Source organism: Enterococcus sp. LJL98, from assembly GCF_054871745.1.
Genome location: NZ_JBTXLU010000001.1, coordinates 558654 through 584968 on the forward strand (window position 1 = coordinate 558654; position 26315 = coordinate 584968).

Annotated in this window: 25 protein-coding genes and 1 tRNA gene; 5 read left to right on the forward strand and 21 right to left on the reverse strand. The window is 39.3% G+C overall.

What is annotated here, in order from left to right; translation table 11 throughout:
* Positions 1 to 29 precede the first annotated feature (29 nt).
* From ACYSNO_RS02560 to ACYSNO_RS02640, 17 genes are all read right to left on the reverse strand, one after another.
* The gene (locus tag ACYSNO_RS02560; RefSeq protein ID WP_461729491.1) at positions 30 to 533 is read right to left on the reverse strand and encodes a cell wall elongation regulator TseB-like domain-containing protein; all 504 of its coding nucleotides are present in this window, start codon (positions 531 to 533) and stop codon (positions 30 to 32) included.
* Positions 526 to 3354: a helicase C-terminal domain-containing protein gene (locus tag ACYSNO_RS02565; protein WP_461729492.1), complete on the reverse strand. Its 2829-nt coding sequence runs from the start codon at positions 3352 to 3354 to the stop codon at positions 526 to 528. Before ACYSNO_RS02565 ends, ACYSNO_RS02560 begins: the two co-directional genes overlap by 8 nt.
* Positions 3355 to 3488: 134 nt before the next feature.
* The gene (locus tag ACYSNO_RS02570) at positions 3489 to 3689 is read right to left on the reverse strand and encodes a cold-shock protein (protein WP_461729493.1); all 201 of its coding nucleotides are present in this window, start codon (positions 3687 to 3689) and stop codon (positions 3489 to 3491) included.
* Between the two features lie 178 nt (positions 3690 to 3867).
* Positions 3868 to 4977 carry a baeRF6 domain-containing protein gene (locus ACYSNO_RS02575; protein WP_461729494.1) on the reverse strand — a complete coding sequence of 370 codons (1110 nt, stop codon included), beginning with the start codon at positions 4975 to 4977 and terminating at the stop codon, positions 3868 to 3870.
* Between the two features lie 81 nt (positions 4978 to 5058).
* Positions 5059 to 5607, reverse strand: coding sequence for a ClbS/DfsB family four-helix bundle protein (locus ACYSNO_RS02580; protein WP_461729495.1), 549 nt, complete (start codon positions 5605 to 5607; stop codon positions 5059 to 5061).
* A 73-nt stretch (positions 5608 to 5680) separates the two neighbouring features.
* A tRNA-Arg gene (locus ACYSNO_RS02585) sits at positions 5681 to 5752 on the reverse strand.
* A gap of 53 nt (positions 5753 to 5805) precedes the next feature.
* Positions 5806 to 6984, reverse strand: coding sequence for a GNAT family N-acetyltransferase (locus ACYSNO_RS02590; RefSeq protein WP_461729496.1), 1179 nt, complete (start codon positions 6982 to 6984; stop codon positions 5806 to 5808).
* A 69-nt stretch (positions 6985 to 7053) separates the two neighbouring features.
* Positions 7054 to 8304, reverse strand: coding sequence for a PTS sugar transporter subunit IIC (locus ACYSNO_RS02595; RefSeq protein ID WP_461729497.1), 1251 nt, complete (start codon positions 8302 to 8304; stop codon positions 7054 to 7056).
* A gap of 67 nt (positions 8305 to 8371) precedes the next feature.
* Complete coding sequence (locus ACYSNO_RS02600) at positions 8372 to 8689, reverse strand: PTS lactose/cellobiose transporter subunit IIA (RefSeq protein WP_461729498.1); 318 nt, start codon at positions 8687 to 8689, stop codon at positions 8372 to 8374.
* A gap of 21 nt (positions 8690 to 8710) precedes the next feature.
* Complete coding sequence (locus ACYSNO_RS02605; RefSeq protein WP_461729499.1) at positions 8711 to 9028, reverse strand: PTS sugar transporter subunit IIB; 318 nt, start codon at positions 9026 to 9028, stop codon at positions 8711 to 8713.
* A gap of 167 nt (positions 9029 to 9195) precedes the next feature.
* Positions 9196 to 9612: a DUF3284 domain-containing protein gene (locus ACYSNO_RS02610; protein ID WP_461729500.1), complete on the reverse strand. Its 417-nt coding sequence runs from the start codon at positions 9610 to 9612 to the stop codon at positions 9196 to 9198.
* Entirely contained in the window at positions 9599 to 9793 is a 195-nt protein-coding gene (locus ACYSNO_RS02615; protein WP_461729501.1) for a hypothetical protein, read from the reverse strand. The genes ACYSNO_RS02610 and ACYSNO_RS02615 overlap by 14 nt, the downstream gene beginning before the upstream one ends.
* Positions 9794 to 9810: 17 nt before the next feature.
* Positions 9811 to 10023, reverse strand: coding sequence for a hypothetical protein (locus ACYSNO_RS02620; RefSeq protein ID WP_461729502.1), 213 nt, complete (start codon positions 10021 to 10023; stop codon positions 9811 to 9813).
* A 63-nt stretch (positions 10024 to 10086) separates the two neighbouring features.
* The gene (locus ACYSNO_RS02625; RefSeq protein WP_461729503.1) at positions 10087 to 11466 is read right to left on the reverse strand and encodes a PTS sugar transporter subunit IIC; all 1380 of its coding nucleotides are present in this window, start codon (positions 11464 to 11466) and stop codon (positions 10087 to 10089) included.
* A gap of 479 nt (positions 11467 to 11945) precedes the next feature.
* Positions 11946 to 14666: a sigma 54-interacting transcriptional regulator gene (locus ACYSNO_RS02630; RefSeq protein WP_461729504.1), complete on the reverse strand. Its 2721-nt coding sequence runs from the start codon at positions 14664 to 14666 to the stop codon at positions 11946 to 11948.
* A 27-nt stretch (positions 14667 to 14693) separates the two neighbouring features.
* On the reverse strand, positions 14694 to 16007 hold the full coding sequence (locus tag ACYSNO_RS02635; protein ID WP_461729505.1) for a DEAD/DEAH box helicase: 1314 nt from the start codon (positions 16005 to 16007) through the stop codon (positions 14694 to 14696).
* Positions 16008 to 16016: 9 nt separating this feature from the next.
* Positions 16017 to 17015, reverse strand: a complete 999-nt coding sequence (locus ACYSNO_RS02640; RefSeq protein ID WP_461729506.1) for a Gfo/Idh/MocA family protein — start codon at positions 17013 to 17015, stop codon at positions 16017 to 16019.
* Positions 17016 to 17276: 261 nt separating this feature from the next.
* Here ACYSNO_RS02640 and ACYSNO_RS02645 point away from each other — a divergent pair, with 261 nt between their 5' ends.
* From ACYSNO_RS02645 to ACYSNO_RS02655, 3 genes are read left to right on the forward strand one after another with little or no spacing between them, the layout of a single operon-like run.
* Positions 17277 to 17645, forward strand: a complete 369-nt coding sequence (locus tag ACYSNO_RS02645; RefSeq protein WP_461729507.1) for a DUF4828 domain-containing protein — start codon at positions 17277 to 17279, stop codon at positions 17643 to 17645.
* Between the two features lie 52 nt (positions 17646 to 17697).
* Positions 17698 to 19002 (forward strand): serine hydrolase, encoded by a 1305-nt coding sequence (locus tag ACYSNO_RS02650; RefSeq protein ID WP_461729508.1) that lies wholly within the window; start codon positions 17698 to 17700, stop codon positions 19000 to 19002.
* A gap of 39 nt (positions 19003 to 19041) precedes the next feature.
* Positions 19042 to 20235, forward strand: a complete 1194-nt coding sequence (locus ACYSNO_RS02655) for a YdcF family protein (RefSeq protein WP_461729509.1) — start codon at positions 19042 to 19044, stop codon at positions 20233 to 20235.
* A 49-nt stretch (positions 20236 to 20284) separates the two neighbouring features.
* On the opposite strand, the gene ACYSNO_RS02660 is transcribed toward ACYSNO_RS02655, so the two are convergent.
* Positions 20285 to 20791, reverse strand: a complete 507-nt coding sequence (locus ACYSNO_RS02660) for an HD domain-containing protein (RefSeq protein ID WP_461729510.1) — start codon at positions 20789 to 20791, stop codon at positions 20285 to 20287.
* Positions 20792 to 20921: 130 nt separating this feature from the next.
* Positions 20922 to 21683, reverse strand: a complete 762-nt coding sequence (locus ACYSNO_RS02665) for a TrmH family RNA methyltransferase (RefSeq protein WP_461729511.1) — start codon at positions 21681 to 21683, stop codon at positions 20922 to 20924.
* Between the two features lie 97 nt (positions 21684 to 21780).
* Between ACYSNO_RS02665 and ACYSNO_RS02670 the strand changes: the two genes are divergently transcribed.
* Positions 21781 to 22053 carry an acylphosphatase gene (locus tag ACYSNO_RS02670; protein WP_461729512.1) on the forward strand — a complete coding sequence of 91 codons (273 nt, stop codon included), beginning with the start codon at positions 21781 to 21783 and terminating at the stop codon, positions 22051 to 22053.
* A gap of 105 nt (positions 22054 to 22158) precedes the next feature.
* A complete protein-coding gene (gene yidC / locus ACYSNO_RS02675) occupies positions 22159 to 23106 on the forward strand; it encodes a membrane protein insertase YidC (RefSeq protein WP_461729513.1) in 948 nt (315 codons plus the stop codon).
* Between the two features lie 52 nt (positions 23107 to 23158).
* Here the strand turns inward: yidC and glyS are convergent, their stop codons facing one another.
* Both glyS and glyQ read right to left on the reverse strand, forming a co-directional pair.
* Complete coding sequence (glyS, locus tag ACYSNO_RS02680; protein WP_461729514.1) at positions 23159 to 25231, reverse strand: glycine--tRNA ligase subunit beta; 2073 nt, start codon at positions 25229 to 25231, stop codon at positions 23159 to 23161.
* Position 25232: 1 nt separating this feature from the next.
* Positions 25233 to 26147: a glycine--tRNA ligase subunit alpha gene (gene glyQ, locus ACYSNO_RS02685; RefSeq protein WP_461729515.1), complete on the reverse strand. Its 915-nt coding sequence runs from the start codon at positions 26145 to 26147 to the stop codon at positions 25233 to 25235.
* Positions 26148 to 26315: the final 168 nt, after the last annotated feature.

Here is a 26315-nt window from a genome sequence, read left to right on the forward strand (position 1 = left end):
CTCATTCATCCCTTCTTTGTCAATTGTTTCTACTCTTTTGGAGGAATGCTCTTGATCAGCTCTCCTTCTTTAAAACTAAGTAAATAATAATGTGATTCCTCGTTCATTTTCGTCATTACTTCCCAGACAACTTGGTCTGAAAATACACCTAATGTCGTTTTACGAACTTTTTCTTCTGGAAAACGTTCTTGAATGATGCCTCGGGCTTGTGCTTCCGTCAATCCGTCTTTCTCATCAAAAATCAAAAGTTGATCTCCTTTTTTGGGAATGACAACAACCACTCTTTCACCATTTTCTTGCTCACCTACGAGACTAAAATAAGTCGCTTCACGAGTAAACCAATAAAATTGATCGACTCTTTTGAAATCAACGTACTCTTGAGCAATAGCTACCGCTTCGGCTTTTGCTTGACGCATCGGACGAGAAGCACGGATATAAAAGATGGCTGAAAAGAGAATCATGACTAGTAGGATGACGATGCTACTAAAGAGCAAGAGGACTTTTTTTCGTTCGTTTTCTTCTACTTTATTCACGTAATCCCACTCCCTTACTAGGGTCTATTATAGCAGAATTTTTCCTGTTTTCTGCTTCTTTTTCATTTTCTCTTGCCTCATTTTGTAAAAACTGTTTTATTTTTGGCAACATTTTCTTCAGTGGCACTTTTTCCACAACCAAATCTTTAGGTAACGAACTTTGCAACAATTGACTGTATGTTGCATCGGTGAAACGATTGTCTAAAATAACCATCACCCCACGATCAGAATCTGAACGAATTAGGCGTCCCAATCCTTGGCGAAGTTTCAAAGCGGCCTTAGGTAAGGCCTCTTGTTTAAAATAATTGAACCCTTGTTCTTCAAAGTAACGTGTTTTCGCTTCAATCATTGGGCGTTGGGGGTGTGCAAAGGGTAGGCGTGTGACAAGGAGTAATTGTAAGGTGTCACCCGGCAAGTCAACACCCTCCCAAAAACTGTCTGCGCCAAATAAAATCCCACCCTTGGTGTGCCGGAAACGTTTTAGGAGTTTTTCACGACTTCCACCGATGCCTTGTGCCATGATTTCACGACCATTTTCTAAAAAGGTCATTTGCATTTGATAATAAACTTTCTTCAAGACTTCATGTGAGGTAAACAAAACTAAAGTCGACTGCGGGTTGCTTTCCAATATCGGGCTGAGCATCTGGACAAGGAAGTTCACGTATTCTTGAACAGACAACTCATGAATCGCCACTGATTCGTCCAAAACAAATAAACGTGCTTGCTGTTGGTAATCATAAGGAGCCGGAATCACTTTTAGCTTCGCCTCTGGTACCCCTAGTTGTCGTGCAAAATAATCCCTTGACTTCGCAACTTTCAAAGTTCCACCGACCAGAAGAATTTTATTGTACCGTGCATACCACTTTGTATTCGGTAAAATTGCAGCGCTTAGATCAATGAGCTGTAACCGAACCTTTTTTTGATTGCCATAAATGTATACCTTATGAATTAGATTCGACGACCAATTCGTCAACCATTTTTTGACCAAGTCGGCTTGGGCTTGCAGCTCATCAAAGAACGAAAGCAATTCACCGTAAAGGAGTTTTTCGCGTTTTAACCATTTTTCACGATACTGATAACAAGCTTTTGCAATGCTCTTTTGTAGATAGAGGCTCTCATCATAATACAAACATAATCGCTCAAGATTTTTTTCGCCACTTTTTGAAAGTTCTATGGGGGCTTTTTGGAAATAGATGTCTTCTTTCACAGGATATCCTCGGAACCACTCGGCGAAAATTTCTTCTTGTAGTCCAATAATTTCCGTGAGCTCTTGTTGATACAAACTCAACAATTGAATGGTCGTTTCTTCTTCCCCAAGCATCATTGTTAAACGATCAAATAATTGACCTTCTTCTTGATATTGGCGATATTTCCGATGAAAATTTTCGGTATCAAAAAATTGATTGGCCACTTGCTCCATCAAATCAGGCAAGTGATGTGCCTCATCAATTAATAAGGTCTCACTTGCAGGCAGATAAGGTTGTTCGCGTTGAGTTTCTTGTGCTAAAAATGCATGATTCACGATTAAAAAATTGCTTTGCGCCTTCTTTTTTTCTAAGTGTCGTAAAAAATCTACCTGATATAGCGCGTGACTTTTTGATAGATAGTGAATGCCTCGATGTTTGATTTCATCAAAGAGCAGATGTTTCAAGCTCGTCAAATTTAACTCGCCGAAATCTCCTGTTTGCGTCTGTGTCAGCCAGACTAACAGCCGCATTTGATAGATGCCGTATTGTTTTTGCCGTATAGGGGCTTCCAGTGTCACCTTAAAACGTTGGAGGTCAATATAATGTGACTTGCTCTTCACAAGGGTCGCTTGAATTTTATGTTCAAGAAATTGGTTTAATTTGGGGATATCTTCATCCATTAATTGATGTTGCAATAAAATCGAGGCTGTACTAATAATTACTGGTTTTTCTGGCGTCGCTTGGTAGCTTAGCGGCAAGAGATAACCAATTGTTTTTCCCATCCCAGTGGCAGCTTCAATTAATAAGACTTTTTCTTCCACCGTGGTGAGCTGTTTATGAATTAAATTCATTAGCTTTCCTTGAGGCGGTCGATAAGTCAACTGTTGTTGAAATAACCGTTCTTTATCTTTTTTTGTCTTTGGATAATTGGTTTCAAATAAAGGTTGGTTGTAAAGCGGGACCTCTTTCTTTTTTAGTGCAATGCCGGCAACCACGATTAAATCCTCTGCCAATTCTTTTGGTTGCCGCGACAAATCTTCAGCCAAGTATTTTAGATATTGACTTGTTTGATAACTGGTCACTTCACTCAAAGTGGCAATTTTTTCTAAAGTTACCAAAGGCAAGTTGCGTGCTTGCTTTTCAATGGCAATTAGTAAGTTTGCCGTGACTTCTGCATCACTCGCTGCTTGATGTGGGTTCTCATGAGTAATCCCTAAGCTTTCGGCCAAATCATTTAAACGATAGCTTGGTTCTGTCGGCAAAAAGATCTGTGATAATTCCACCGTATCGATGCCTGAAATTGTTAAAGGAGGCATGCCACATCTTCTCAATTCTTGATTCAGAAATTGGTAATCAAAATGAATGTTGTGAGCCACAAAAACAGTCCCACTTAACAGATGATAAATGGTTGGTGCAATATCTTCAAAATAAGGCGCTTTTTTCACTTGCCAGTTAGAAATTTGAGTTAAGTTTTGGATTTGTCGAGAAATTTTTTGTGCAGGATTGATATCCGTTGCATAACGCCCAACAATTTTATTCTTTTCAACCAGAACACAACCAAATTGAATCATTCGATCGACTTTCGGATCGGTACCAGTCGTTTCAATGTCTACGATAGCATAAGTTGTTTTCATCGAAAGTTCGTCTCCTCTCATGTTCTGTTGCTAGTATACTATACTTTCCTTTAAGATGAGGGGTTCTTTTGGTTATTCTAACCAAAAAAAAGACGAAGCAGTTAACTGCTTCGTCTGATACTTATTCATTTGAATTAAGCTTTGTTTACGTTTGTTGCTTGAGGGCCACGTTGACCTTCTTCAACATCGAAAGTCACTGCTTGACCTTCTTCTAAAGTTTTGAAACCTTCGCCTTGGATAGCTGAGAAATGTACGAATACGTCATTTCCGTCTTCCGCTGTGATGAAGCCAAAACCTTTGTCTGAGTTAAACCATTTTACTGTACCTGTTTCCATGTTAGAAAATCCTCCTTGTGTTTCACACACATATTTTGCAATTCGTTGTTAAGGTGAAAATTTGGAAGATGTTCGATAAGATGAAACAAGCTACCAGAATTTACCATTACAAAAACTACATAACTCATTATAACACAGAATAAAAAAGAAAACAGGGATTTTCTGGATTTTTTTGAACTTAGTAACGCAGGCTGGCAATTAAACTTCGTTCGCCTGGTGCATCCGACTGCTCAAGAATAAAGACATCGCCACCATGAACAATGGTATCAATTGATAACTGATTCAATTCTTGGCGCCAGTCATACTCCGCATCTGGATCTTCCCCAAAGCCAGAAATTAAATTTGAAGTAGCGATAAAGAGCTGACCGATTCGGCCTAAGTTTGCACTTTGCTTAATGTCAGCCAATTGATCGCTGTATTTTCCTTCAATCAGTTTTTGATAAATTGCCATCTCTTTTTCTTTTAACGCTTCTGAGATGATGGCAATGTTTTTTTCAAGGTCGCTTACCGCCAATTGTGTCGGTGAGGTCACTACAGAAATACTTGGATCAAGTGACAGGGATTTACCAATCTTTCGAAAGAGTGTTTGATTTTCTGGCAATCCGTAAAGATAGATGGGTAAGCGTTCGCTCGTTTCAAGGAAGGTTTTCAAAAAATTACTAATCGCTAAATAATAATTGCTCCAGTCAATCGCAACCTCTTCTTCTTTCGCATTCGTTCCGTGGCTCGCATCACCTGTTGCGTTACTTGACGAGCGAAAATTGGCACTGCCGCCCGTTAATTCTTCTCCCAAGGCAATTTCAATCGTAGTGGGGGCATCCTCTGGCAAGACTACTGGACGGAGTTTTTTATTTTCCATCAAGTAAAGGGCCATCGAATCCCGATTTAAAGTCAACACATAAAAAGGATAGTTATATTGAGCATTTTTGATAATCGCTAATAAGTAAGGGGTATCTCCTACATAATACTGGTCATCCACTTCAATACTTAGGCGATGGATAAAGGTCTCTTCGGGTGTTAAAATCACCGCAACACTCGTTGAGCCACTACGCCAAAAGTCTGCACTTGCAGCCAATTCATCTGCTCTTTTTTGGATTCCTGTCCATTCATTATTAGGGTAACGTTTTTCATAACGTTTTTTTGCTTCTTTCATAAAGTTCTTAAACTTTAATTGGTCTTTCTCCACTTCTTGGTGGGCGACATGAGTGTTCAACATGATTGTGACGAAGGGGCCTTTAACTTGTTCCGATGTGAGTTGTTGCAATAATTCTCTACCGATTTTTGCCATAAACAAATTCCTCCTACAATGTATTTACTTACGTCTACAGTGTAACAGAATCCCTTTGTCTCGAAAAGTAAAACGATTACATTAGCCACTTACTTGATTCTTTATCATTTTTTGATGCTTACGAATTTTCTTAATCGCCCATTCGTAGTGGCTTGTTGTTGCTGAAATAAAGTAACTTCCCAGGGAACTGCCACCAACCCAGGGATAATTTTTTTTGGTAAATAATTCCTCATCTGTAAATGTTTCAACTAAAATCATGACCTGTTTATGACTTGTTTCTAACAAAGTAACAGCTTGATCATACGTAGTTTGTTGGTGTTTTTCCCAAAACACAAGATTCATCTCTCCGTATGTTCGCCAGTTGTATCCTTCTAGCAGAAAAGGACGCTGCATTCCTGCTTGATTGGCTACGACCCAATCGACCAGCAGCTGGTGCCATTCATATAAGTGCGTCAAAACATCTCGGATATTTCTATCTCTTTTCCAGTGCGCACCCTTTTCTTTTTCAACATCAAAACAAAAAAATTCCACGCGTTTTTCTTCGGGAATTTCAGAAAGTAATTGAATGAGAATGTGAAAGTTTTGTTGACTAGTTTCCATCAAAGCTGTTTTCGTCTTCGGCCTTACCATCCCTTATCTCTCCTTTTTTGTTTTGAAAAATCGCGGTGAAAAACAGCTGCTTGTGCGATGCTTCATTGTATAATGTCCCCTGCAGGAATCGAACCTGCAACTAAACCTTAGGAGGGTTTTGTAATATCCGTTTTACTAAGAGGACAAAAAGACTCTCTGTTTATTCTAATTCGGATAAATAGAGAGTGCAAGTTTTTTTTAGAAATAATCTTCCAAAATAGGTGTTTTTTTAGGTAAAACAGCTTGAAGGACTTCAATAATCGATTCGTCAATTTCGATAAAATCATTGCACCGGAGATTTTCTAACGTTTGATAGCCTAAAAAAAGTTGTGTAAAATGCTGAATGCTTGTTTTGATTTTAGGTAATCTCGTCGTTTCAACCTTTTGAACGATAACAGCGCCTGTCGTTGCAAGCTGGACTTCAAAGGTTCCTGTGTTCCAAGGTCCATAGGTATCTTCTTCGATTTCCAGTGCAAATGAATCCGCTAAAGAATCAAAGGGATAGATTTCTAAAAAGGCCTCCACATCCACAATCTTGACCATCATTTCTGGACGAATCGTTAGTTGTCCCAGTGGTGTTTCCGTCAAGTAAAAAGGCGTCTCTTTTTTAAAGCCGTATTCATGTACAAATTCTCTCACTGAATCTGCATGAGAAGCAATGTAACGATGGATACCTCGTCTAGCATCGGCAGTTAAAGATTGCCACTCTTCAATGGTAAAGACCCCGTTTTGAATTTTATAAACGAGATATCCTTGCGCATTTTTTAACGCATCATAATAAACAGCAAAATAAAAGCCCGCTTTTAATTGAAATTTGTTTTCATACCACCAGTCTTCCCTTACGACGCAACCTTCTTCTTGTTGCATCGCTAAGTCATAAATATTCGCGATTTCCTCTTTTGCATGTGCCCAATTTTTTCTTAAGACCGTGCCTTTAGCTGACTGCACACGTGGCCAATCTTTACTTGCCAGACGATAGGACGCGCGTTCAAAAATCAATTCGTATCCATAACGCCGATAAAAAGGATAGGAAAAAGGAGCTAAATAAGAAAATAACAGGCCTTCCTCGCGGCAATCTTCTAACACCTTACGCATGATGGCATCGATTCGGCCACCTCCGCGATATGAAGGATCAGAAGAGACAAAACCAACTCCGCCCATACGATGTTTTTGATTAAAAAATTGAATGGTCAGCGGCGTCACCATGACTTGACTGGCTAATGCTTCGCCAGCAAAGGAACCGTAATTGATCGAGTGCTGCGCCAAAAATTCAAAACGTTTTTGGTATGCGCCCGTCTGATCCAGTTGAAAAGCATATTGAGCTAAATCGAACATTTTTTGATAATCTGTTTGTTGCATTTTTCTGACTTGATCCAAAAGTACCACTCCATTTCTATTAAAAAAAGAACAAAACTTTAGACTTCCCCAAAGTTTTGTTCTCCTTAATTAAGCGTTTTGTTCCCGTTTTAATTCTTGTAAGACACCAATTCGAACAAATGGCACATAAACGACAACTGAAATTAACAAGTTCACCGCTGCTAGAAGTGCCCCAGCGATGCTTTGCGTTGCTAAAAATCCGCCTAAAATTGGTGGCGTTACCCACGGTGGCATCACGGTTGCCACTGGTACAATTCCTAGACTCGTTGCCCAAAAGGCCGTTGTCACTAATAGCATTGGTACGATAATAAATGGGATAAACATGATTGGGTTTAACACGATTGGTAACCCGAATAACATTGGCTCATTAATATTGAACAAACCTGGTGCAGCACTTAAGTTGTTTACAACATTATAAGCTTTATTTTTACGTCCAACAAGATAAATGGCAATAATTAAACCAAAGGTAGCTCCTGTTCCTCCAAGGTTTACAAAACTGTCAATAAATGGTTTATTGACAATGTAAGGTGCGGCTTTCCCGGCTGAAATTGCTGCCAAGTTTGCTTCGATTGCAGGTGCATTAATCGTTTGTAAAAACGGATCAATCATGTTGGCACCATGTAGACCAAAGAACCATAAGAATGGTGTAATGAAAGCAATTAAAAGCGCCGATGGATAACTATTTGCTAGTCCCATAAACGGCTCTTGCACTGCTGCATAGAATGAACCAATAATATCTGAAACGCCGAATGCTGCAAAAACTGCCGCAATAAAGCCAAACAAACTGATGACGATCATTGCTGGCAATAAAGCTGCAAAAGAGCGTGCAACTGCTGGTGGTACACCATCAGGCATCTTAATGACTAGTTTTGAATTACCAATCAAACGAACAAAAATTTCTGTTGAAATAAGACCGACAATAATTGCAATAAATAATCCGTTACTTGACATTCCTAATGCGCCGCCTAACGCAAAGAATGCTCCTAATGATACCGTTCCAGCTGCTAAACCATCTTTTCCGTAACCGTGAGCTAAGTTATAAGCAATTAAAAAAGCAATTAAGACAGACAAGATTGCAAAGGTGCCATTCCAAACGGAACCTCCAAATCCCTTCCAAGCTTCCCCACCAAAAATTGTGTTCATTGCATTTTGAAAGGCATCAATCGGTAAATTATTGAACATTACCGCTAAGGCTCCTAAAATCATTAAAGGCATGGTGACCATAAAAGCATCACGAATGGCAATTAAATGTCTTTGAGCACCGATTTTTGATGCGATTGGAACAAATTTCTCTTCCATAAATTGTACAAACCCGTCCATTGTTAACTCCTCCTTATTTTTATGTGACAGACAACTTCCTTACCCCTATAGGAAATAAGGACTCTCCTTACTTCCCTTCAATGCGACGATAAACATCGACAAATTCTGCTGCAATATCAGTAAACGCGATTGACGTCATTAAATGATCTTGCGCATGGACTGTTAACAAAGTCACCGTCATATGATCGCCTTGTGCCTCTTGTGTTAGAAGTCCTGTTTGTGCTCGATGGGCTTCAACGAGTGATGCTTTGGCATCTTCCAGCTTTTGATCTGCTAAGGTTAAATCGCCTGCTTTTGCTGCAGCGATTGCTTCCATCGCGTCACTCTTGGCATTCCCACCAAACATAATTAATCCCATAATTGCTTCTAAGTTTTTTTCTTCCACTTACTGTATCCCCCTCAATTTCTACTTCATTAAACTTTCTGCTTGATCTAGCACTTTTGGTCCATTCATCATGCCATAATCACGCATATCGATGACATCTAATGGAATGCCTTTTGCTTCTAATTTTTTTTCAAATTGCGCTTTCATAAAGCGAACTTGCGGCCCTAAAAGTAGCACATCAATATTTTTTGTTTCCAATTGTTGGTCAGCTTCTGAAGCTGAAACGGCAAAAATGTCTGCCTCCAACCCTCTTTCTTCCGCTGCTTTTTCCATTTTTGTTACTAATAAACTTGTACTCATTCCAGCTGAACAAACTAACATAATTGTTTTCTTTGCCATGGTACTCACCTCACACTTTTTTTGTCTTACACTTACTTTATAAGCAAGTAACGTGCCAACTTTTAAACCTCTTAAAACCCTGTTATATCAACCTTTTCCTAATCCCTCTTCTTTACACACTAATTAATAACGAAGCCTACACGCTAATTTTAGTGGATGTTTTTTTCTTACTCGTACGCTTTTTCAATTGCTTGAAGCATGGCTTTAAAACGTTTCTTTTTGAAACGACCAAGTAATAAACTCACTGTAAAATCATTGAGCTGCTGAATCAGACCATGTGAGTGCATCTTTTCATGGTATCGAATTTCACATTTTTCATGAGCAATCGCACGGATTTCATAGGTTGCAAAAAAGTCATTTCGATTCGTAGACGTTTGATACCCGTAGGAGCGGTCTTGTTCAATTGAGCCGATTTGAATTTTCGCACTACTTTTATTCGAAAACTCCTTAACGTAGGTAAAATTTTCCATTTGTTCAACTAGTAACTGTTTGCCCGTCGCCTGTTCAATATCATAACGTACAGAATCCATCATCTTTTGAAAGAAAAAGGCTGCTGGGACATTTAATTCTTTAACGATTTCCATGTTCTTTTCCCTCCTTTTCTTGATTCTTTCGATGTCCTTTGATTGCCACTCCTGTACCAAGTGCAATTAAAAAGAAAGCCAACAAAAGATTTGCCCACTGATAGACTCCGGTGATTGGATTCGCACTATAAATAAAAGCAATCAACCCCATTGATATGATAAACAAGCCATTTTTAAACATTGTTTCCCTCTTTTCTTTTAAACCACGTTAAAGTATAAAACATGTCCCCAAGGAGTGCTTTTAATCGTATCTTTCGCTAAACGAATCGCTTGCTCCTTGTCTCCTGTAATTTCAAAAATTAGTTGGATCCCCTTTTTCTCTTTAAATTGATATGTGATTTCTTCGTTTTCTAATCCTTCAAGTAATTCTTTAATATTTTCTTGCTGCATTGCAGAGTTAATTGTGATCATTTTCCCCATCCTTTTTTATGATTTGTCTTGCAAAGAGAAGCCTCTTTGCAAGACACTTTTCTTTTATTCCTCAGGTAACCCGATTTTATTTGCGGCAATAATAAATGGTGCCCAAATAAACATCGCAACTGCTAAGTTAATCAACGTAAGAACAATCGCACGCCAGTCCCCGCCAGTTGCTAAGAAACCACTGATGACTGCTGGCATCACCCAGATAACGTTTACAACGACTGGCGACACAAGTCCTGCAATTGTCGCAAAGTAAGCAATCGTTGCAGTTGCAATTGGCGCCAAGATAAATGGAATCATAAAGAGCGGGTTCAAAACAATTGGTAACCCAAACATAATTGGCTCATTGATGTTAAATAAACCTGGTCCCATGGATAAACCACCAATTGTTTTATAGTCTGCCCGTTTTGAAAAGACTAAAATCGCTACGAGTAACATTAGCGTAACACCGGCACCACCTGGCCAAACGAATGCTTCAAAAGAACCTGCCACCCATTTGTATGGAATTGGTTCTTGTAATTGGAAAGCGTTTGTATTTTCAACCATTGCTGTTCCGTATAGGGTTTGTAACACAGGTGCCATAATATTGGTGCCGTGTAAACCAAAGAACCACAACACGTGAACGAGTAAGACAATAATGAAGACGGCGCCATAGCCTTGGGAAAGACCCATTAATGGTCTTTGAATGTTGATTGAAATCCAGTCAATCAATGGCATTTCAACATATTTTTCAAATAGGAAGTAAATTAAACCAGACACATATAATGCTGTTACTCCTGGAATGATTGCCGCAAATGCTTTGGATACTGCTGGTGGAACAGAGTCAGGCATGCGAATAATAATCTTCTTTTGCATCATTTTCGCAAAAATAATGGTGGAAATGAACCCAAAAATCATCGCTGTAAAGAGGCCTTTACCATCCATGTATTGGCTAAACGGGAAATATCCCCAACCTGCAGCGTTAATTTGAGCGCCATCAACAACCCAACCTGCATCTGAAATCAAGTTCGCAGCTTCACCAGATAGTGCTTCTGCAAGTGTAATACTAACTTTCGCTGATTGTGGAATCCCCATAATAAAAGCAGATAAAGAAACAATTGCTCCTGATAATGGATCCACGTCATACGCTTTTGCTACGTTATAACCGAGTGAAGCAGCAAAAACAACTGCCATCACGGCCAAGGTCGCCGTCCAAACTAACCCGTTAATTCCAATCAAGGGTTGGAAAAATTTCGTAACGGCATTGTCAGCTCCCATATAAGTATTTGGGAAATCACGGACAAAGGCATTCAGCAATGTCGCCATGGCCCCCGCCATCGTCACTGGCATCAAACCAATAAAGGCATCACGTAATGCAACTAAATGTTTTTCCGACCCCACTTTTGCCGCAAAGGGCAAAATATACTTTTCTAACCATCTTGTTAAGGCTTCCATTTTTTTCCTCCTAGAAATCGTTGTTTTTTATCGACTCAACAAGCATTTGCCACGGATAGGTCCCCACCTATGCGTCTTCGGTCAAATCCTTTTTTTACTTGAGGCAAAAAAAGTAAAACGATTTTTTTATTTGTTCATACCCTAAAACACCATTCTTTCAACACAACCTTCTAACGTGCAACATTTTTCTTAACCGCCAGCAAACACGATTAAGGTCCGTTAGACAAGACTTAAGACCGGATGCTCATTCCCTTCATTCAAAAAATGAAGGCTCTTTCTCTCTTTTATCTAATTTCATAAAATGAATGAAATACGAGCGATCCATCATTCTTTGCTAACCAACTTTTCACCTCCATTTAATGTATGCGTTTACTTATAAGCAATAAGCGTGCCAAAAAAAAATAATCCAACAAAGAGCGCAAAATCACCCTTTTGTTGGATTATTTTCATTACACGGTCAAAAAATAAGAAGCTGCACACTAAAATAAAGTGTGTAATTCCACTTGTTGGAGTTCTAATTTATTTTCTAAAAACATTTGCGTCAGATGTGCAATTTCATCTTCTGAAATACGAATTTGGTATTTCTTCTCAATGCTCATCAAACCTGTCCGAACGAGGTCACTTTCTAAGCGATAATTTTTTTGAAACGCACTTAACCCTTGAAAACGTCGACGTTCCTCGCCGCGTAAAATACTTTCAACTAAAAAGACAAGATGAATCACCAAGCCCGATTCTACTGCCGGATCAACAATCAGGTGCAATTGGTTTTGAATTTGATGGACTAATCGTTGTAAGTCTTCAATCAGTTGTTGGAGCGAATGAACGTGTGTAATCGCTCCTTGCAGTGATTTCACAATCGTACTAACTGGTAGGCTTTCGCTGACCATTCTTTTCAACATGTTTAATTTTTCATCATCAAAGACATCGTAGGCCGAAAAGAATGGAATATTTTGATATTCAATTTCAACCGTACCGGCGATTGCTTTGATTTCATACTGATTCAAGAGTTCATCGATATGTTTTTTAAAGGTTTCTCTTTCAATAAATTGCATTTGAATCACTTCAACTTTCGATTGGTCAACAATCGGCAAAATCCGTTGGTACAATCGTGCAGCGGCTCCCTCACCGGTAAAGCAAGTAACAATAATCGCCTTTTTCAATTCTTTTTGTTCTTGCGACGTTCGAAATTGTTCTCGGACAGCTGTTTCAAAGGAAACTTGCACGTTTTGAAAAATATCTTCTAAACTTCGGCCCACGTCTGCCATTCGCAAAGCTTCTAAAACGACCATCGTGCTCGTCATTGAAATGGCTTTTGTTCGGATACCGGTCTCTTCATAAATTAAATGAGCAAAAGAGTTGAGTGAACCCATATCAGTCAATAGTAAAATACCATTTTCATAGATTTTTTCATTTTCTTGAATATGAGTGAGTAATTGGCTATACATCGCCTTCACTTCAATATCCAAGCCCATATTCATCGCATGCCCGATTGAGGTACCTAATAACTCCTGTGCTGTTTCGAGCATGCCACTGGCGGTTCTTTTGCCGTGCATTAAAACAATCACACCGACTTTTTCAATGTTCGAGATTTCTTCTTGCCCAGCTTCAAGGGACAAGAACATACTAATAAAGCCAATCTCATCAAAAGGAATTTCGACTTCTTGCTCTTCTTCAATAATTGAAGACAAATCCATTGCCACTTGGAATTCTGCTTTTAAATTTTTACGCACATTATTTAAATTCGGATGCACAATCATGTGATCTTCCGCGACGCGTTCTAAGGTAGAATGTAAGTGAAGGGCGAAGGCAAAACGAATTTTTTCATTGTACTTTCGATCGAGTTCTTGTTCTGCATGATCATACAATCGATTGGTTAACTCCCAAATATCAAGGGGAATTAATTCCTTATGTACAGGGATTTGAACGAGTTCTTCAACATAGGTTTCAAAATAAGCATCCACGTCTCGTGAAATCAATTTCTCTAGGTCAATCCGCGCGACTCCCGTTTCACTTAAAGAAGAAACTTTTTCCTCAATATCGTTGTACACCTTCATATCTCTTTCAGGGTCTTTTGACCAAACGACTTCGTCTTCTCCCGGATCAAAAGTTAAATAATCGCCTTTCCCATCTAAGAAATAGTCTAAGCGATCGGACAATTCTTTGACTTTTAACAGTCCTTTTTGGACGACTAACGAACAATCTTCTTTTCGTACGATTAAGTGGGGGTGGTCATGTGTCCGATAATGTAAAAAGGCTTTGGCACAGACCAACTTCAAGTCGCGTTTAATTTGGCCAATATTAGCTTCTGCATCATACAGCATAAAAGCAATCAAAGCTGATTTCTCTACTTGAATGCGTTGATTCAAACGATTGGCTTCTTGCTTAATAAATAGCGAAATAATTTGATACCGCTCGTCTAAGGAACGAGAAACGAGGTTCGGTAGGGTAATTGACATCGGAATTCGTCGATTAAAAGTGGTTAAAAAATTATCTGACGATTCGGTTGTCGCACCTATAATTTGGACAGAAGCTTCTGAAACTTGAGCGCTTTCTCCTAAGGGGCGAAAAGTTCCTTTATCAATAAAGGTAAAAAGCATCTCTTGGCCTTCGGGAGGCAAGCGATGAATCTCATCTAAGAATAAAATTCCCCCATCTGCTTTGGCAATTAATCCTGGACTGTCTTCTAAAGCCCCCGTATACGCACCCTTGCGAATGCCAAAAATATGACCAAACAAAAGCTGCGGATTCTGAGCATAATCGGCACAGTTGAATGAAATAAAAGGGGCGTCATCTTTCAGTGTTTGTGATGAAATCGCAAAATGATACATACATTCTGCAAACATCGATTTCCCTGTTCCGGTCTCACCAAAAACAATGGTATGCAATCCTTTGGGTGGATATAAAATAGCCGCTTTGGCTTGTTGGATACTCACCTTCAAAGAATCATTGGCGCCCACTAAGTTATCAAAAGTCACAACGGAAGAAGTATCGACATGAACCTTTTCTTCTTCTAGTTGCAATGCTGAATAGATAACAGGGCGGCCTTCTCCTTTTAAAATTTTTCCTTCTTTATAGAGTTCATTTAGATAACGACTGACATTACTCCGATCAATCTTTAATAAATCTGCCATCGTATTGGCTGTCAGCCCGCTTGGATGCCGTTCGATGATTTGCAAAATTTCTGTTTTTCTAGAATTCATGTAATCTCCTTCAATAAGCCTTTTCTCTTACTTCGGTGATACTTTTTTTCTGGCACCTTTATTTTTCTGTTTCGCAGTTCTCACTTTTTTCTTCTTTTTCTTTTTGGGTTCCACTGAATCAAAAGGAACTGGCGCTGATTCTTTTAAAGGACCATTTTGAGCGGGTGGCCTTTTTTGTTCTTTTCTCACGGGTGTTTTTTTGTTTTCTAACATTGGTTTTTCAGGTAATTGGGTAACCAATTCGCCCCCATGCAAATAGACTTCCTCTAGTGTCAGATCAAGTCCCCGCACCATTCGTTTTAGGTCGCGTAACGTATGGTCTTGGACAATGGTTAAGACCGTTCCCGGTGCACCCATTCGACCAATTCGTCCCGCGCGATGCAGATAACTTTCTTTCGTTAGTGGAACCTCCGTATTAATGACATAAGGAATTTTTTCAATGTCTAAGCCGCGCGATGCTAAGTCAGTTGTTAGCAATTGGCGGATTTTTTGCTCCTTAAAAGCATCCAGTGCCATTTTTCGAATGTCCTTTGCTTGATCGGAAGCCAACGATGCCACTGGAACCTGGTGATATTGTAATTTTTTTTCCGCGCTGCCTAAATCGCTAAGTTGATTAAAAAAAACGAAACCTTGAAAATTCTTCAAGTGAGACAAGCGACGAAGGGCGTCGACCACTTGACGTTTGGAATAATTCAAATAGTAGTGGTGTACTTGTTCATTTCTAGGATTCAAGGCTGTCGCATCTAAAATTCCGAGTTCGTCTTTGATAATTTCACGGATAGCTGGTAAAGCCACATCAGCTGTTGCTGAAAAGAAGGAATGCTGCGTCTTTTCTGGCAATCGATCTAAAATCTGTTGAACAAAAGTCCTTGTACCTTTTTGTAACAACTGGTCCGCTTCATCCAAAACGATGCTTTGAATCTGTTGACTCTTCACTTTTCTTTGTTTGATTAGTTCTAAAACGCGTCCCGGAGTCCCAACAAGAACTTCTGGTTTGTCTTTTAACCGTTCCATTTGTCGCTTCACATTTGCGCCACCGATTAAAGATTGAACCTTTAAATCTAAGTCCTGTGCCCATTCGCGAGCCACTTCTGCGACTTGCATGCCTAATTCTTGTGAAGAAGTCAAAATCACCAGTTGATTGCCTTCACCAGGTTGGACCTTCAAGAGTGTGGGTAATAAATATGCCAACGTTTTACCAGAACCTGTGGGAGAAATACCGACCACGTCTTTTTCTTCTTTTAAGGCTTCAAAAACCATTTCTTGAATCAGTGAGGGGGCAGAAAATCCTTTTTCTGCCCACCGAATTTGCCATTTTTCTGGCAATGTTTCTTGCATCATTATTTTCCTCTATTCTTCATCTGCCGCATAAACGACACCGACTTGTTTGCGCATCTCATACAAGAGCTCATTGACACCTTTTGCTAAATCTAATAATTGTTGATATGCCGCTTCATTGGCAGCTGGATGATTGATTATTTTTGCGAAAACACGTGCTTCTTCAACCATTGGATTTTCTTCCACATGCAAAAGTGTTTCCTGAACTTTCGGCTCTACTCGTTGATGACGCGTTACTTGACTAATGGAGTTGACACTACTTAAAACCAACGTTTCTTTCGTTGTATAAATTTCAGACGGTAAGAAGGAGTCTCCAATTTTCCCGTGCTGAATCGTTACATCGAAGTGATCATAACGTAAAATCGCTGTTCCAATGCCATCCACGCCTGTAACAATTTTGCGTGCAAAATGATGCACGGAAGTTGGCATCCCGAACCAGGCAACGGCTGCATACACAGGGTAAACACCCAAGTCAGCCAACGATCCTCCTGAAAACTTCGGTGAGAAAATATTTGGTTCCTCTCCGGCTAAAACCGCATCGTAACGTGAGGAGTATTTCATATAACTAAAGTTTGCTCCAATAATTTCTTGTGGTTCAGGTAACATTTCTGCAATCTTTTTAAAATTATCTTCATGAATGTTGCGAGCGGCTTCAAAGAAACAAACTTGATGTTCTTTTGCTAATTGAATAATTTCTGCCATTTCTTTAGGCGTTGAAAAAGCTGGTTTTTCAACAATCACATGTTTGTTCGCTAAAATCGCTGCTTTCGCTTGTGAAAAATGCAAACTATTTGGCGATGCAATATAAATGGCTTCCAGTTGTGGCATCTGAACAAATTCATCTAGATCGGTCGCACATTGTATCTCTCCTTCGTAACGAGCTGCAAATGTTTCTGCTGTTGCTCGCTTACGTGAATAAACCGCCGTCAATTGGTACTCCTTTGTTGCAATCGCCGCTTCAACAAATTGGTGGGTAATCCAATTTGTTCCAATAATTCCTAAATGAATCATCACGCATTCCTTCTTTCTTTTTTTATTTGGCTTCGCTAGGAAACGCCTCTTACTTGATTGATTCGTGCTTAAATACAGATGTATCCTTTTCAACGAGTGTCCTAGAAAAAACATAAGAGTCAAATTTCTGCTTGCTGCACCTACCTGCTTGAATTGTATCACAAATTCCCTCTTTCAGCTGAATTTTCCTTCCAAAGTTTGAGGTATTTTGGTCATTTCATGCTATACTTTTAGTTATTAGATAAATAAAAGGGTGACATCATGAAGAAAAAAATATTTTTATTAACCGCCTCTCTTGCGACTGGCCTCATAGGATCAATGATCCTCAAAAAAAACAAACAACATCAAAAACAGATACAAGAAAAACAAAGAGCTTTTATTGGCGATTGGTCTTATTCAAGAAGAAAGAATGATGAAGTCCTCTTAACAATCACACCGGACTATCAATTACTTGTTCGTGGGAAAAACCAACAGGTGACGATTTTACAGCAAAGCAGTCAACGCCTCGTCTTCCTTGATCCAATGGGTTACGAAATAAGCTTTGAGGAAAGGCCCAATGGTTACTACTTTTACGACGAAGCAGAGGGCTCTTCCTACCTGCTAACCCACTTAAATGGCGAAACTTGTTAACAATCGATTCCGTTAACGATTTTCGTTCAATCTTTCATAAAGGAGCATTTCAATGATTTCACATCTCTTCACAAAAATAAAAAAAACAACGATGATTCTTCTGCTACTCTTACTTAGCTTCACTTTGCCTGTCCAAGCAGATACGACAGAAGAAACTTTTTCCATACAAGCAAAAGCAGCACTGGCCGTAGACGTCGCTACCGGGACGATTCTTTACGAACAAAATAGTAACGCCCGATTACCAATGGCCTCTATTACGAAATTGTTAAGTTTTTACGTAATCCAAGACCACATTGCAACTGGCGAATTCAGTTGGTCCGATTCGATTACAATTTCAAAAGAAATTTCTGATTTAAGCTACAATTTGGCCTTGTCAAACGTCCTTCTTGAAACGGGCGATACCTATACCATCGAAGAACTTTTTGAAACAGCCGTTTTACAATCCGCAAATGCAGCAACGGTTGCTATTGCTGAAACAATCGCAGGAACCGAAAAAGATTTTGTTGATCTTATGAAACAACAATTATCGACTTGGGGGATTACCGATTCGAAAATCGTGAATAGCACGGGTTTGAATAATGAAGACATTCAAACCGCTCATTATCCTGGCTCCAGTCCAACAGATGAAAATGAACTTTCGGCTAGAGACATCGCGATTGTCGCTCGCCATCTAATCGTTGACTTTCCTGAAACACTCGCGTTTACGAAAAAGGCTTCAGCGACGTTTCATTCAAAATCTGGTGGACCGGCAGTGATGTATAGCACCAATTGGCTCTTACCTGGAATGCCTTATGAAAAAGCCAGTGTGGATGGGTTAAAAACAGGAACGACAGATCTTGCTGGGCCTTCATTTGTCGGTAGTGCGATTCAAAACAACCAGCGAATCATTACGGTTATTTTAAATGCCGAAGCCGACGAAGAACATCCAGACGCTCGCTTTACAGAAACGAGCCGCTTGATTGATTACGCTTATGAAAATTGGCAATCCCAATCGCTGTTGACTGCCGGTGAACCTCTCCCATCAAAATCGACTGTCCCCGTTGTCGATGGAAAAGAAAAAAATGTTCCCATTGTTTCAAAGGATTCTCTGAATGTTCTTTTACCAACGAAAACAACCTTAGAGGATTTTGACGTTCAACTAACATTGGAAGAAAAGAATCAAAAATCGAAAGCGCCAATCAGCAAGGGACAGGAACTAGGAGCTTATACTCTGATACCTAAAGAACCCCTACTTTACCTTGAAACAAGCGATGAAGCACAGGCGAAAGAACAACTCACAGCGCTGCCTTTTTATGCAGAAAAGGACGTCGAAAAAACAAATATCTTTGTACGAATTTGGCGAAAACTCTTTGATTAACACACTAATAATCTTTTTGAAGGAATGGAGGTTAAATCGATGTTGAGCATTTACTTCTTATTGTGCTATAGCTTTGTCTCAATCTTGCTTTATTATTGGCAACAAAGAAAGAATGGTTCTTTTTTGATGGCAATGAGTCTTTGGACCCTCCTTTCATTTCCTACTTATTTAGGGTTACGCGAGTATAAGCATGGTACTTTTTTTATTTCTGTCCCTTTTCTCATTCTCTTTATTTTTCTGGTTAGTTACTACCGAAAGAAAACACGTCTATTCAATGGTTTTCTTTTTAATCTTTTTTTAGTAAGCTTTGCTCTCTATCTTGTTTTTTATTATATTGAAGTCAAGGACTGGCTTGTTTTTTGTTTCTTACTTCTTTTTTTACTACTGGCTTTGTTCGTTCTATTTTTTGGTTCATGGAGCCTGATCTTATTACTTTACTGGAATGCTCGAATCATGATACGACGAGAAGGCCGTTCCTTAGGGAATTTACTCACCCTTCTTTTAGCACTTGCTTTAACCTTTCTTTCTACTTACAATCTATTCTTCAGTCGCTTTTTACCAGACTGGCTTGCCGTCTTTTTTTCAATTTTACCGTTTGCACTCGTTTATTTTACTTTTCTATTTTTAAACTTTCTAACGATTTCAATCATTTATCAATTTAACCGACCACGGTACCAGCAAGACTATATTATTGTCTTGGGGGCAGGACTCTTAAATGGTGATTCTGTGACTCCCTTGCTAGCTCAAAGGATTGACCGAGCCCTTGCTTTTTACAATCGACAAAAAGAAAAAACAGGTCAAACGCCTAAAATCCTTTTCTCGGGTGGACAAGGACCGGATGAAAAAATCCCGGAGGCCCTTGCAATGCGAAACTACGCCATAGCGCAAGGCTATCCTACGGAAGACTTATTAACGGAAGAACAGTCCACCACTACTTTTGAGAACATGAAATTTTCAAAAGAATTAATTGAAAAACAACAACCCCTAGGAGCAAAGGTGATTTTTTCCTCAAATAACTATCACATCTTTCGAGCAGGCATTTATGCCCAAAAAAACCAATTAAAAGCGGATGGTATTGGTTCTAAAACGGCATTTTATTACTTACCTACCGCCTTTTTACGAGAATTCATTGCGATTATTGCCATGCAACGCCGCATTCATTTTCTCTTTTTAGGTTGCTCGACGTGTGTGTTCCTATTACTTGCCGTGGCCTCTTTTCTTAGTAGCCACTAAAAATAAAAAAGTTCAAGCGTCCTTTTTAAAAGGATTGCTTGAACTTTTTTTAGATCATTGATTGATTTTTTAAAACCCAATTTTGCCAACGACTTTTTAAGCGAACCGCCATTGGACCAGTTGCTTCTTTAATTGCACAATATTTATCCACCATTGTGACGATATAACTTTCTTTATAGCGTGGAAAAGCAAGCGTCGCTCCCCACATATGCTTTACGATAATGTCTTTTTCTAAGTCTGAAAGTTCCGTGATTTTCTCAGCATTCGCCACTGCAATCCTTGGATGCATGTAAGCATGCGAGCCCTCATCGAATTTCGTTGTCCGCCAATCATAAAAAAACAAGTCATGCAGGAGACCTGCGCGAGCAGTCGATCGGGCATCGCCATTCCATCGCTTTGCTAGTTTATAACTATAATAAGAGACACTAATCGAGTGGTCTAAACGTGTAGAATGATAATGTTGAACAAAATCAGACAAACTTTGAACTTCTTCCGTCTCTAATAAATCTTCAATATAAGACAAATATTCTGCATCTTGTTTCCATTCTTGGGTCATATAAATCATTTGCCACCTTTTACTGATTCAATATTTTTCACATCTTAAAGTATAGCACTTTTTTCACGATTGTCTAAAGAAGCCTATTTTTTGATAAAAAAGTTAACAGTTCCTTAAAGGTTGTCTTGGCTTAGGACACAAAATGATACATTAAAATGCCGCCTGCAATTCCGACATTTAGTGATTCCGCTGCACCATAGATTGGGATGTAAATATTTTTATCGGTTTGTTCTAGCATTTCTTTTTGGACTCCTTGCCCTTCATTTCCTAAAATCAAAGCGACTTGATTCGTTGACGGAAGTCTTGTGTACGCAAGGGCTTCTTTATTTAGTTCCGTTCCATAAACAGGAACTTGCTGTTTTTTAAATTCTGCTAAAACATCCAATAGATTTCTAGTGATAATAGGTAAATGGAAGTGACTCCCCTGCATGCTCCGCAAAACTTTCGTGCTATAAATATCCGCAGTTCCCTCGCCTAAAACAACTCCCGTAAATCCAGCAGCATCCGCAGTACGAATCAAGGTCCCGACATTTCCTGGGTCTTGCACCCGATCAAGCAGTAGCCATCTCCCCTGGTAAGAAATTTTTTGCTCTTCGGATTTTTGCACCAGTGCGACGATTCCTTGAGGCGTAGGTAATTCTGAAAGCGACTTAAGCACCTCATACGAAACGAGAATGGTTGTTAAGTTTTTTTCGGCTAACCACTGCCCATATTCAGCCAATCCTTTTTCGTCAACCAATACTTGTTCGACCACCGCATCATGTAGCACCGCTTCTTCGACTAAATGGTAGCCTTCTACTAGATACTTATTCTCACGGTCACGTTGTTTTTTTTGATGAAACTTTTTTAACTCTTTAATTAATTGATTTTTACTCGATTGAATTTCTTTCATTTTCTCTCACCCACTTCGAATTATAACACGAAGGAAACAAGATAACTTGTTCTACCATCAAAAAAACGTTATCATTTAGAAAAAGGAGGTCTTTTGAATGAGAAAAGTTCGTATGAGAGTCACCGGAAGGGTACAAGGAGTCGGGTTTCGTTACCTCACAAAAATTGCTGCAGATGAATTAGGTATCTTTGGTTCAGCTAAAAATGAAGAGGACGGTTCTGTTAGGATTGAAGCCACGGGACCAGAAAAGGAGTTAGATACTTTTATCGAAAAAGTAAAGGCATCTCCCGCTCCCTTTGGTCGCGTAGATTCGTTTCAGCTAGAGGAAGTTGCCGAAATTTCTGAAACAAGGAAGTTCCTCACAAAATAATCAAATATGAAGATTCAGAAGCTTTTTATTCTAGTGCATTGAAAAGCCTTCACTTTTTTAGTATAGTTAGTCTTGTGTTCATTTTAATAGAAAAGGAAGAATTCAATGAAAAATAAAAAAAATTGGCTCCTCGGTTCCGGGCTATTCGTCGTATTAATGACACTTTCTGGCTGTGTCAAAATGAAAGATGGCGTGCCAGATCCAAATGGTTTAATTTATCGATTTCTAGTTGAGCCTCTTGGACAATTATTAACATTCATTGCCCAAGAATGGCAAATGGGCTATGGTTGGGCAATTATCGTCATCACCATTATTGTTCGCTTGATTATCTTGCCGCTAGGGATTCATCAATCGCATAAATCCATGGTACAAGCCGAAAAAATGCAATATATCAAACCACAAATTGACATTGCACAAGCAAATGCAAAAAAAGCGGTCACACGTGAAGAGCAAATGCAAGCCCAGTTGGAAATGCAAAACGTCTATAAAGAAAATGGCTTAAGTATGTTTGGTGGCATGGGCTGTCTACCACTACTCTTACAAATGCCTGTCTTCACTGCCCTCTTTTATACTGCTCGTTATACACCAGGAATTGATCAAGCCACTTTTTACGGTATTTCTTTAGGAAAAAGTAGTTTAATTCTCGTAGCGATTGCAGGATTGGCTTATGCCTTGCAAGGTTACCTTTCTTTGATTGGTGTTCCTGAAGAGCAAAAGAAAACAATGCGTAGCATGCTCATTGTTTCGCCACTCATGATTGTCATGATGTCCTTTTCATCCCCAGCAGGTGTGACACTTTACTGGGTAATTGGAGGAATAATCGGTTGTATTCAAACCTTCATTACGAACGTCTTAATGAAGCCAAAAATTAAAGGAAAAATCGCAGAAGAAATGCGTAAAAATCCACCAAAAGTGGTCGTAACTGCTCGTAAAGAAGCAGAACCAGTTAAAGAAACAAAGGCTGTTACAAGCAATCAAAAAAATCAACCGCGAAATGCGACACATCCTGCAAGTAAAGGACGTAACGCAGGCAAACAACAACGGAAAAATTAATCGAAAATAAAACAAGCGATTGAAGGTACGCCCTTCGACCGCTTGTTTTTTTCTATTTTGTAATCAAATGATCCAGACTGGCAATCACAAGTGCCATGTGTGAGATTTGGCTCAGTTGATTTAGACGATTATTACGAATCGCTTCATCTTCCACCATCACCATCGTTTCTGCGAAATAGGCCTCAATCAATGGACGTAACGCAACGAGCGCGGCATAATTTTCTGTCATGGTACGTGTTTTAAATTGCGCTTCGACTTCATTTGCTGCTTCGTATAAATTCTTTTCGGCTTGGTTTTCGAAAAGTAAGGGATCAATTGTCTGGTTGTCATTGGTTGCTTTACGCGCCAAATGAATGACACGCGTTAAGGCTTCAATCGAAACCTTAAAATCAGGGTCTTCCACATGCTCTTTTACAATTTGAGCAGCATCAAACAATTTAGAGATATCTGGTTGATTCGAAGATATCACTGCTTCAATGACATCATGGCGGATATTCTTAGTCATAAAGAATTGTTTTAAGCGCGCATGAATAAAATCAATGAGCTGTTGGGATTGCGTTTCTAATTGAATGCCGTAGAGGTCATGATTTTCGTTAATTTTCGCTTCAATTTCAGCTTGTAAAGCGACTAGCGGAAAGCCCCATTTCTTTTGCTCTAAGATACGGACAATTCCATAACTTTGACGACGTAACGCATAGGGATCGTTAGAACCACTTGGAATCATACCAACTGAAAAGAAGGTAAGCAAGCTATCCAGTTTATCTGCAATGGCTAATACAGCACCGATATTCGATGTTGGTAGCGCACCTTCACTTGCAATCGGTAAATAGTGTTCTCTAATGGCTTGTGCAACTTGTGGATTCTCCCCTTGTAAAAGAGCATACTTTTCACCCATGATTCCTTGCAACTCAGGAAACTCGCCCACCATATTGGTGACTAAGTCAAATTTATAAATCGCACTCGCGCGTTTTAAATCTTGTTGTTCGGTTACCGATAACCCAACTTTCTCACCTAAAATTTGCGCAATTAATTGTACGCGTAACATTTTTTCTTCAAGTGACCCTATTTTTTTATGGAAAGTGACTTGTTTTAATTTTGCCAAACATTGATCGATGGTCATTTTTTGGTCTTCTTGGTAAAAGAATTCTGCGTCTTCTAAGCGTGCAACTAATACTTTTTCATTCCCTTTAATGACGTTTTCAATTGCGTGTTCATTCCCATTTCTCACTGAGATAAAATGTGGCAATAAATCGCCTTTCGCATTTCGCACATCAAAGTATCGTTGATGTTCTTTCATTGATGTCACAAGGACTTCTTCCGGGACTGTTAAATATTTTTCGTCATAATTCCCAACAAAAGCCGTTGGATATTCTACCAGGTTATTTACTTCGTCCAATAGTTTGGCATCCAAATCCACTTGCCAATTTTGTTCATCCGCAATTACTTGAATTTGGTCAACAATCATTGATTCACGACGCTTTGAGTCGGCAATTACAAACACTTCACTTAATTTTTCCAAATACTCATCGGCGTGGGCAAGTGTGACATCCTGCCCCAAGAAACGGTGCCCTCTTGTTGTTCTTCCTGTCGCAACATCTAAAAAATGAAAAGGAATCACTTCATCATCTAGCAATGCGACTAGCCAATGAACCGGACGAATGTATTCAAAGTCAAAGTGACTCCAGTGCATGGTGACTGGGAATGTTAGACTGGTCATCACTTCTTTCAATCCTGTCAAGACTTCAAAAGCTGGTTTTCCTTTTGTCTTTTTGGTGACATGGACATACTCGACCCCTTTTAACTCCTTGAAATAAATGTCATCGACACTTAGTCCTTGACCACGAACAAAGCCTTGAGCTGCTTTTGACCAATTGCCTTCTGCATCTTGAGCAATTTTTCTAGCCGGTCCTTTTAGTTCTTCTTCTTTATCGGATTGTTTCTCTGCCAGTCCCTCTACATAAATTGCGAAACGACGGGGAGTTGAATAAGCTTCGATTTTTTCAAAAGGTAAGGTGTGTTCTTTTAAGAATCTTTCTGTTTTGTCTTTTAATTGATTCATGCTAGGCACAACCATTTGTGCTGGAACTTCTTCTAAACCAATCTCAAATAATAAGTTTTTTGTCATCTTATTTGTCCTCCTTGAGCCATTTTTCTGCTTCTTCTCGACTTAACAAAGGGTAACCTAATTTGGCTCTTTCTTCGACGAAAATTTTTGCGATTTCTCGAGACATCTTACGAATCCGTGCTAAGTAACCCGCTCGTTCCGTAACAGATACCGCCCCTCTTGCATCTAATAAGTTAAAGTTGTGGCTACATTTTAAAATATAATCATACGCTGGATGAACGAGATTTTCCGCGATACAACGCTGAGCTTCTAATTCAAATTTATTAAAATTATCTAACAATAGTGCTTGATCACTGACATCAAAAGAATACTTGGAATGCTCGTACTCCGCTTGTTTAAAGATTTCACCATATTTTACACCTGTCGACCACTCTAGGTCATAGACACTTTCCACTTCTTGTATATAGGAAGCCAAACGCTCTAACCCGTAAGTAATTTCGGCTGTGACTGGTTTACAAGCCAAACTTCCGACTTGTTGGAAATAAGTAAATTGCGTAATCTCCATCCCATTTAACCAGACTTCCCAACCCAAACCCGCACAACCCATGGAAGGATTTTCCCAGTTGTCCTCAACAAAACGGATATCATGTTCTAAAGGGTTAATTCCTAGGAGTTTTAAACTTTCTAAGTATAACTCTTGAATGTTTTCTGGTGATGGTTTCATTACAACTTGAAATTGATGGTGTTGATAGAGACGATTCGGATTTTCTCCGTAACGACCGTCTGCCGGACGACGAGAAGGCTCCACATAAGCAGCATTCCAAGGTTCAGGTCCAATCGCTCTTAGAAAAGTAAACGGACTCATGGTGCCGGCTCCCTTTTCTGTATCGTAAGCTTGCATCAATAAACAACCATTATTTGACCAAAAGTTTTGCAAGGTTAAAATCATTTCTTGTACTGTTAATTTTTGTGCCATCTTTTTCTCCTCCTATTTGTTTCATGTCGTTTGATTTTTGAGTTTCTGTCAATAAAAAAAGCCCTATACTTATCCAAAAAAGATAAGTATAGGGACGAATTCATTCGCGGTTCCACCCTACTTCCGATTACTCGGCAGCTTTTATTTACAGTGCTCTCAAGTGCCTCG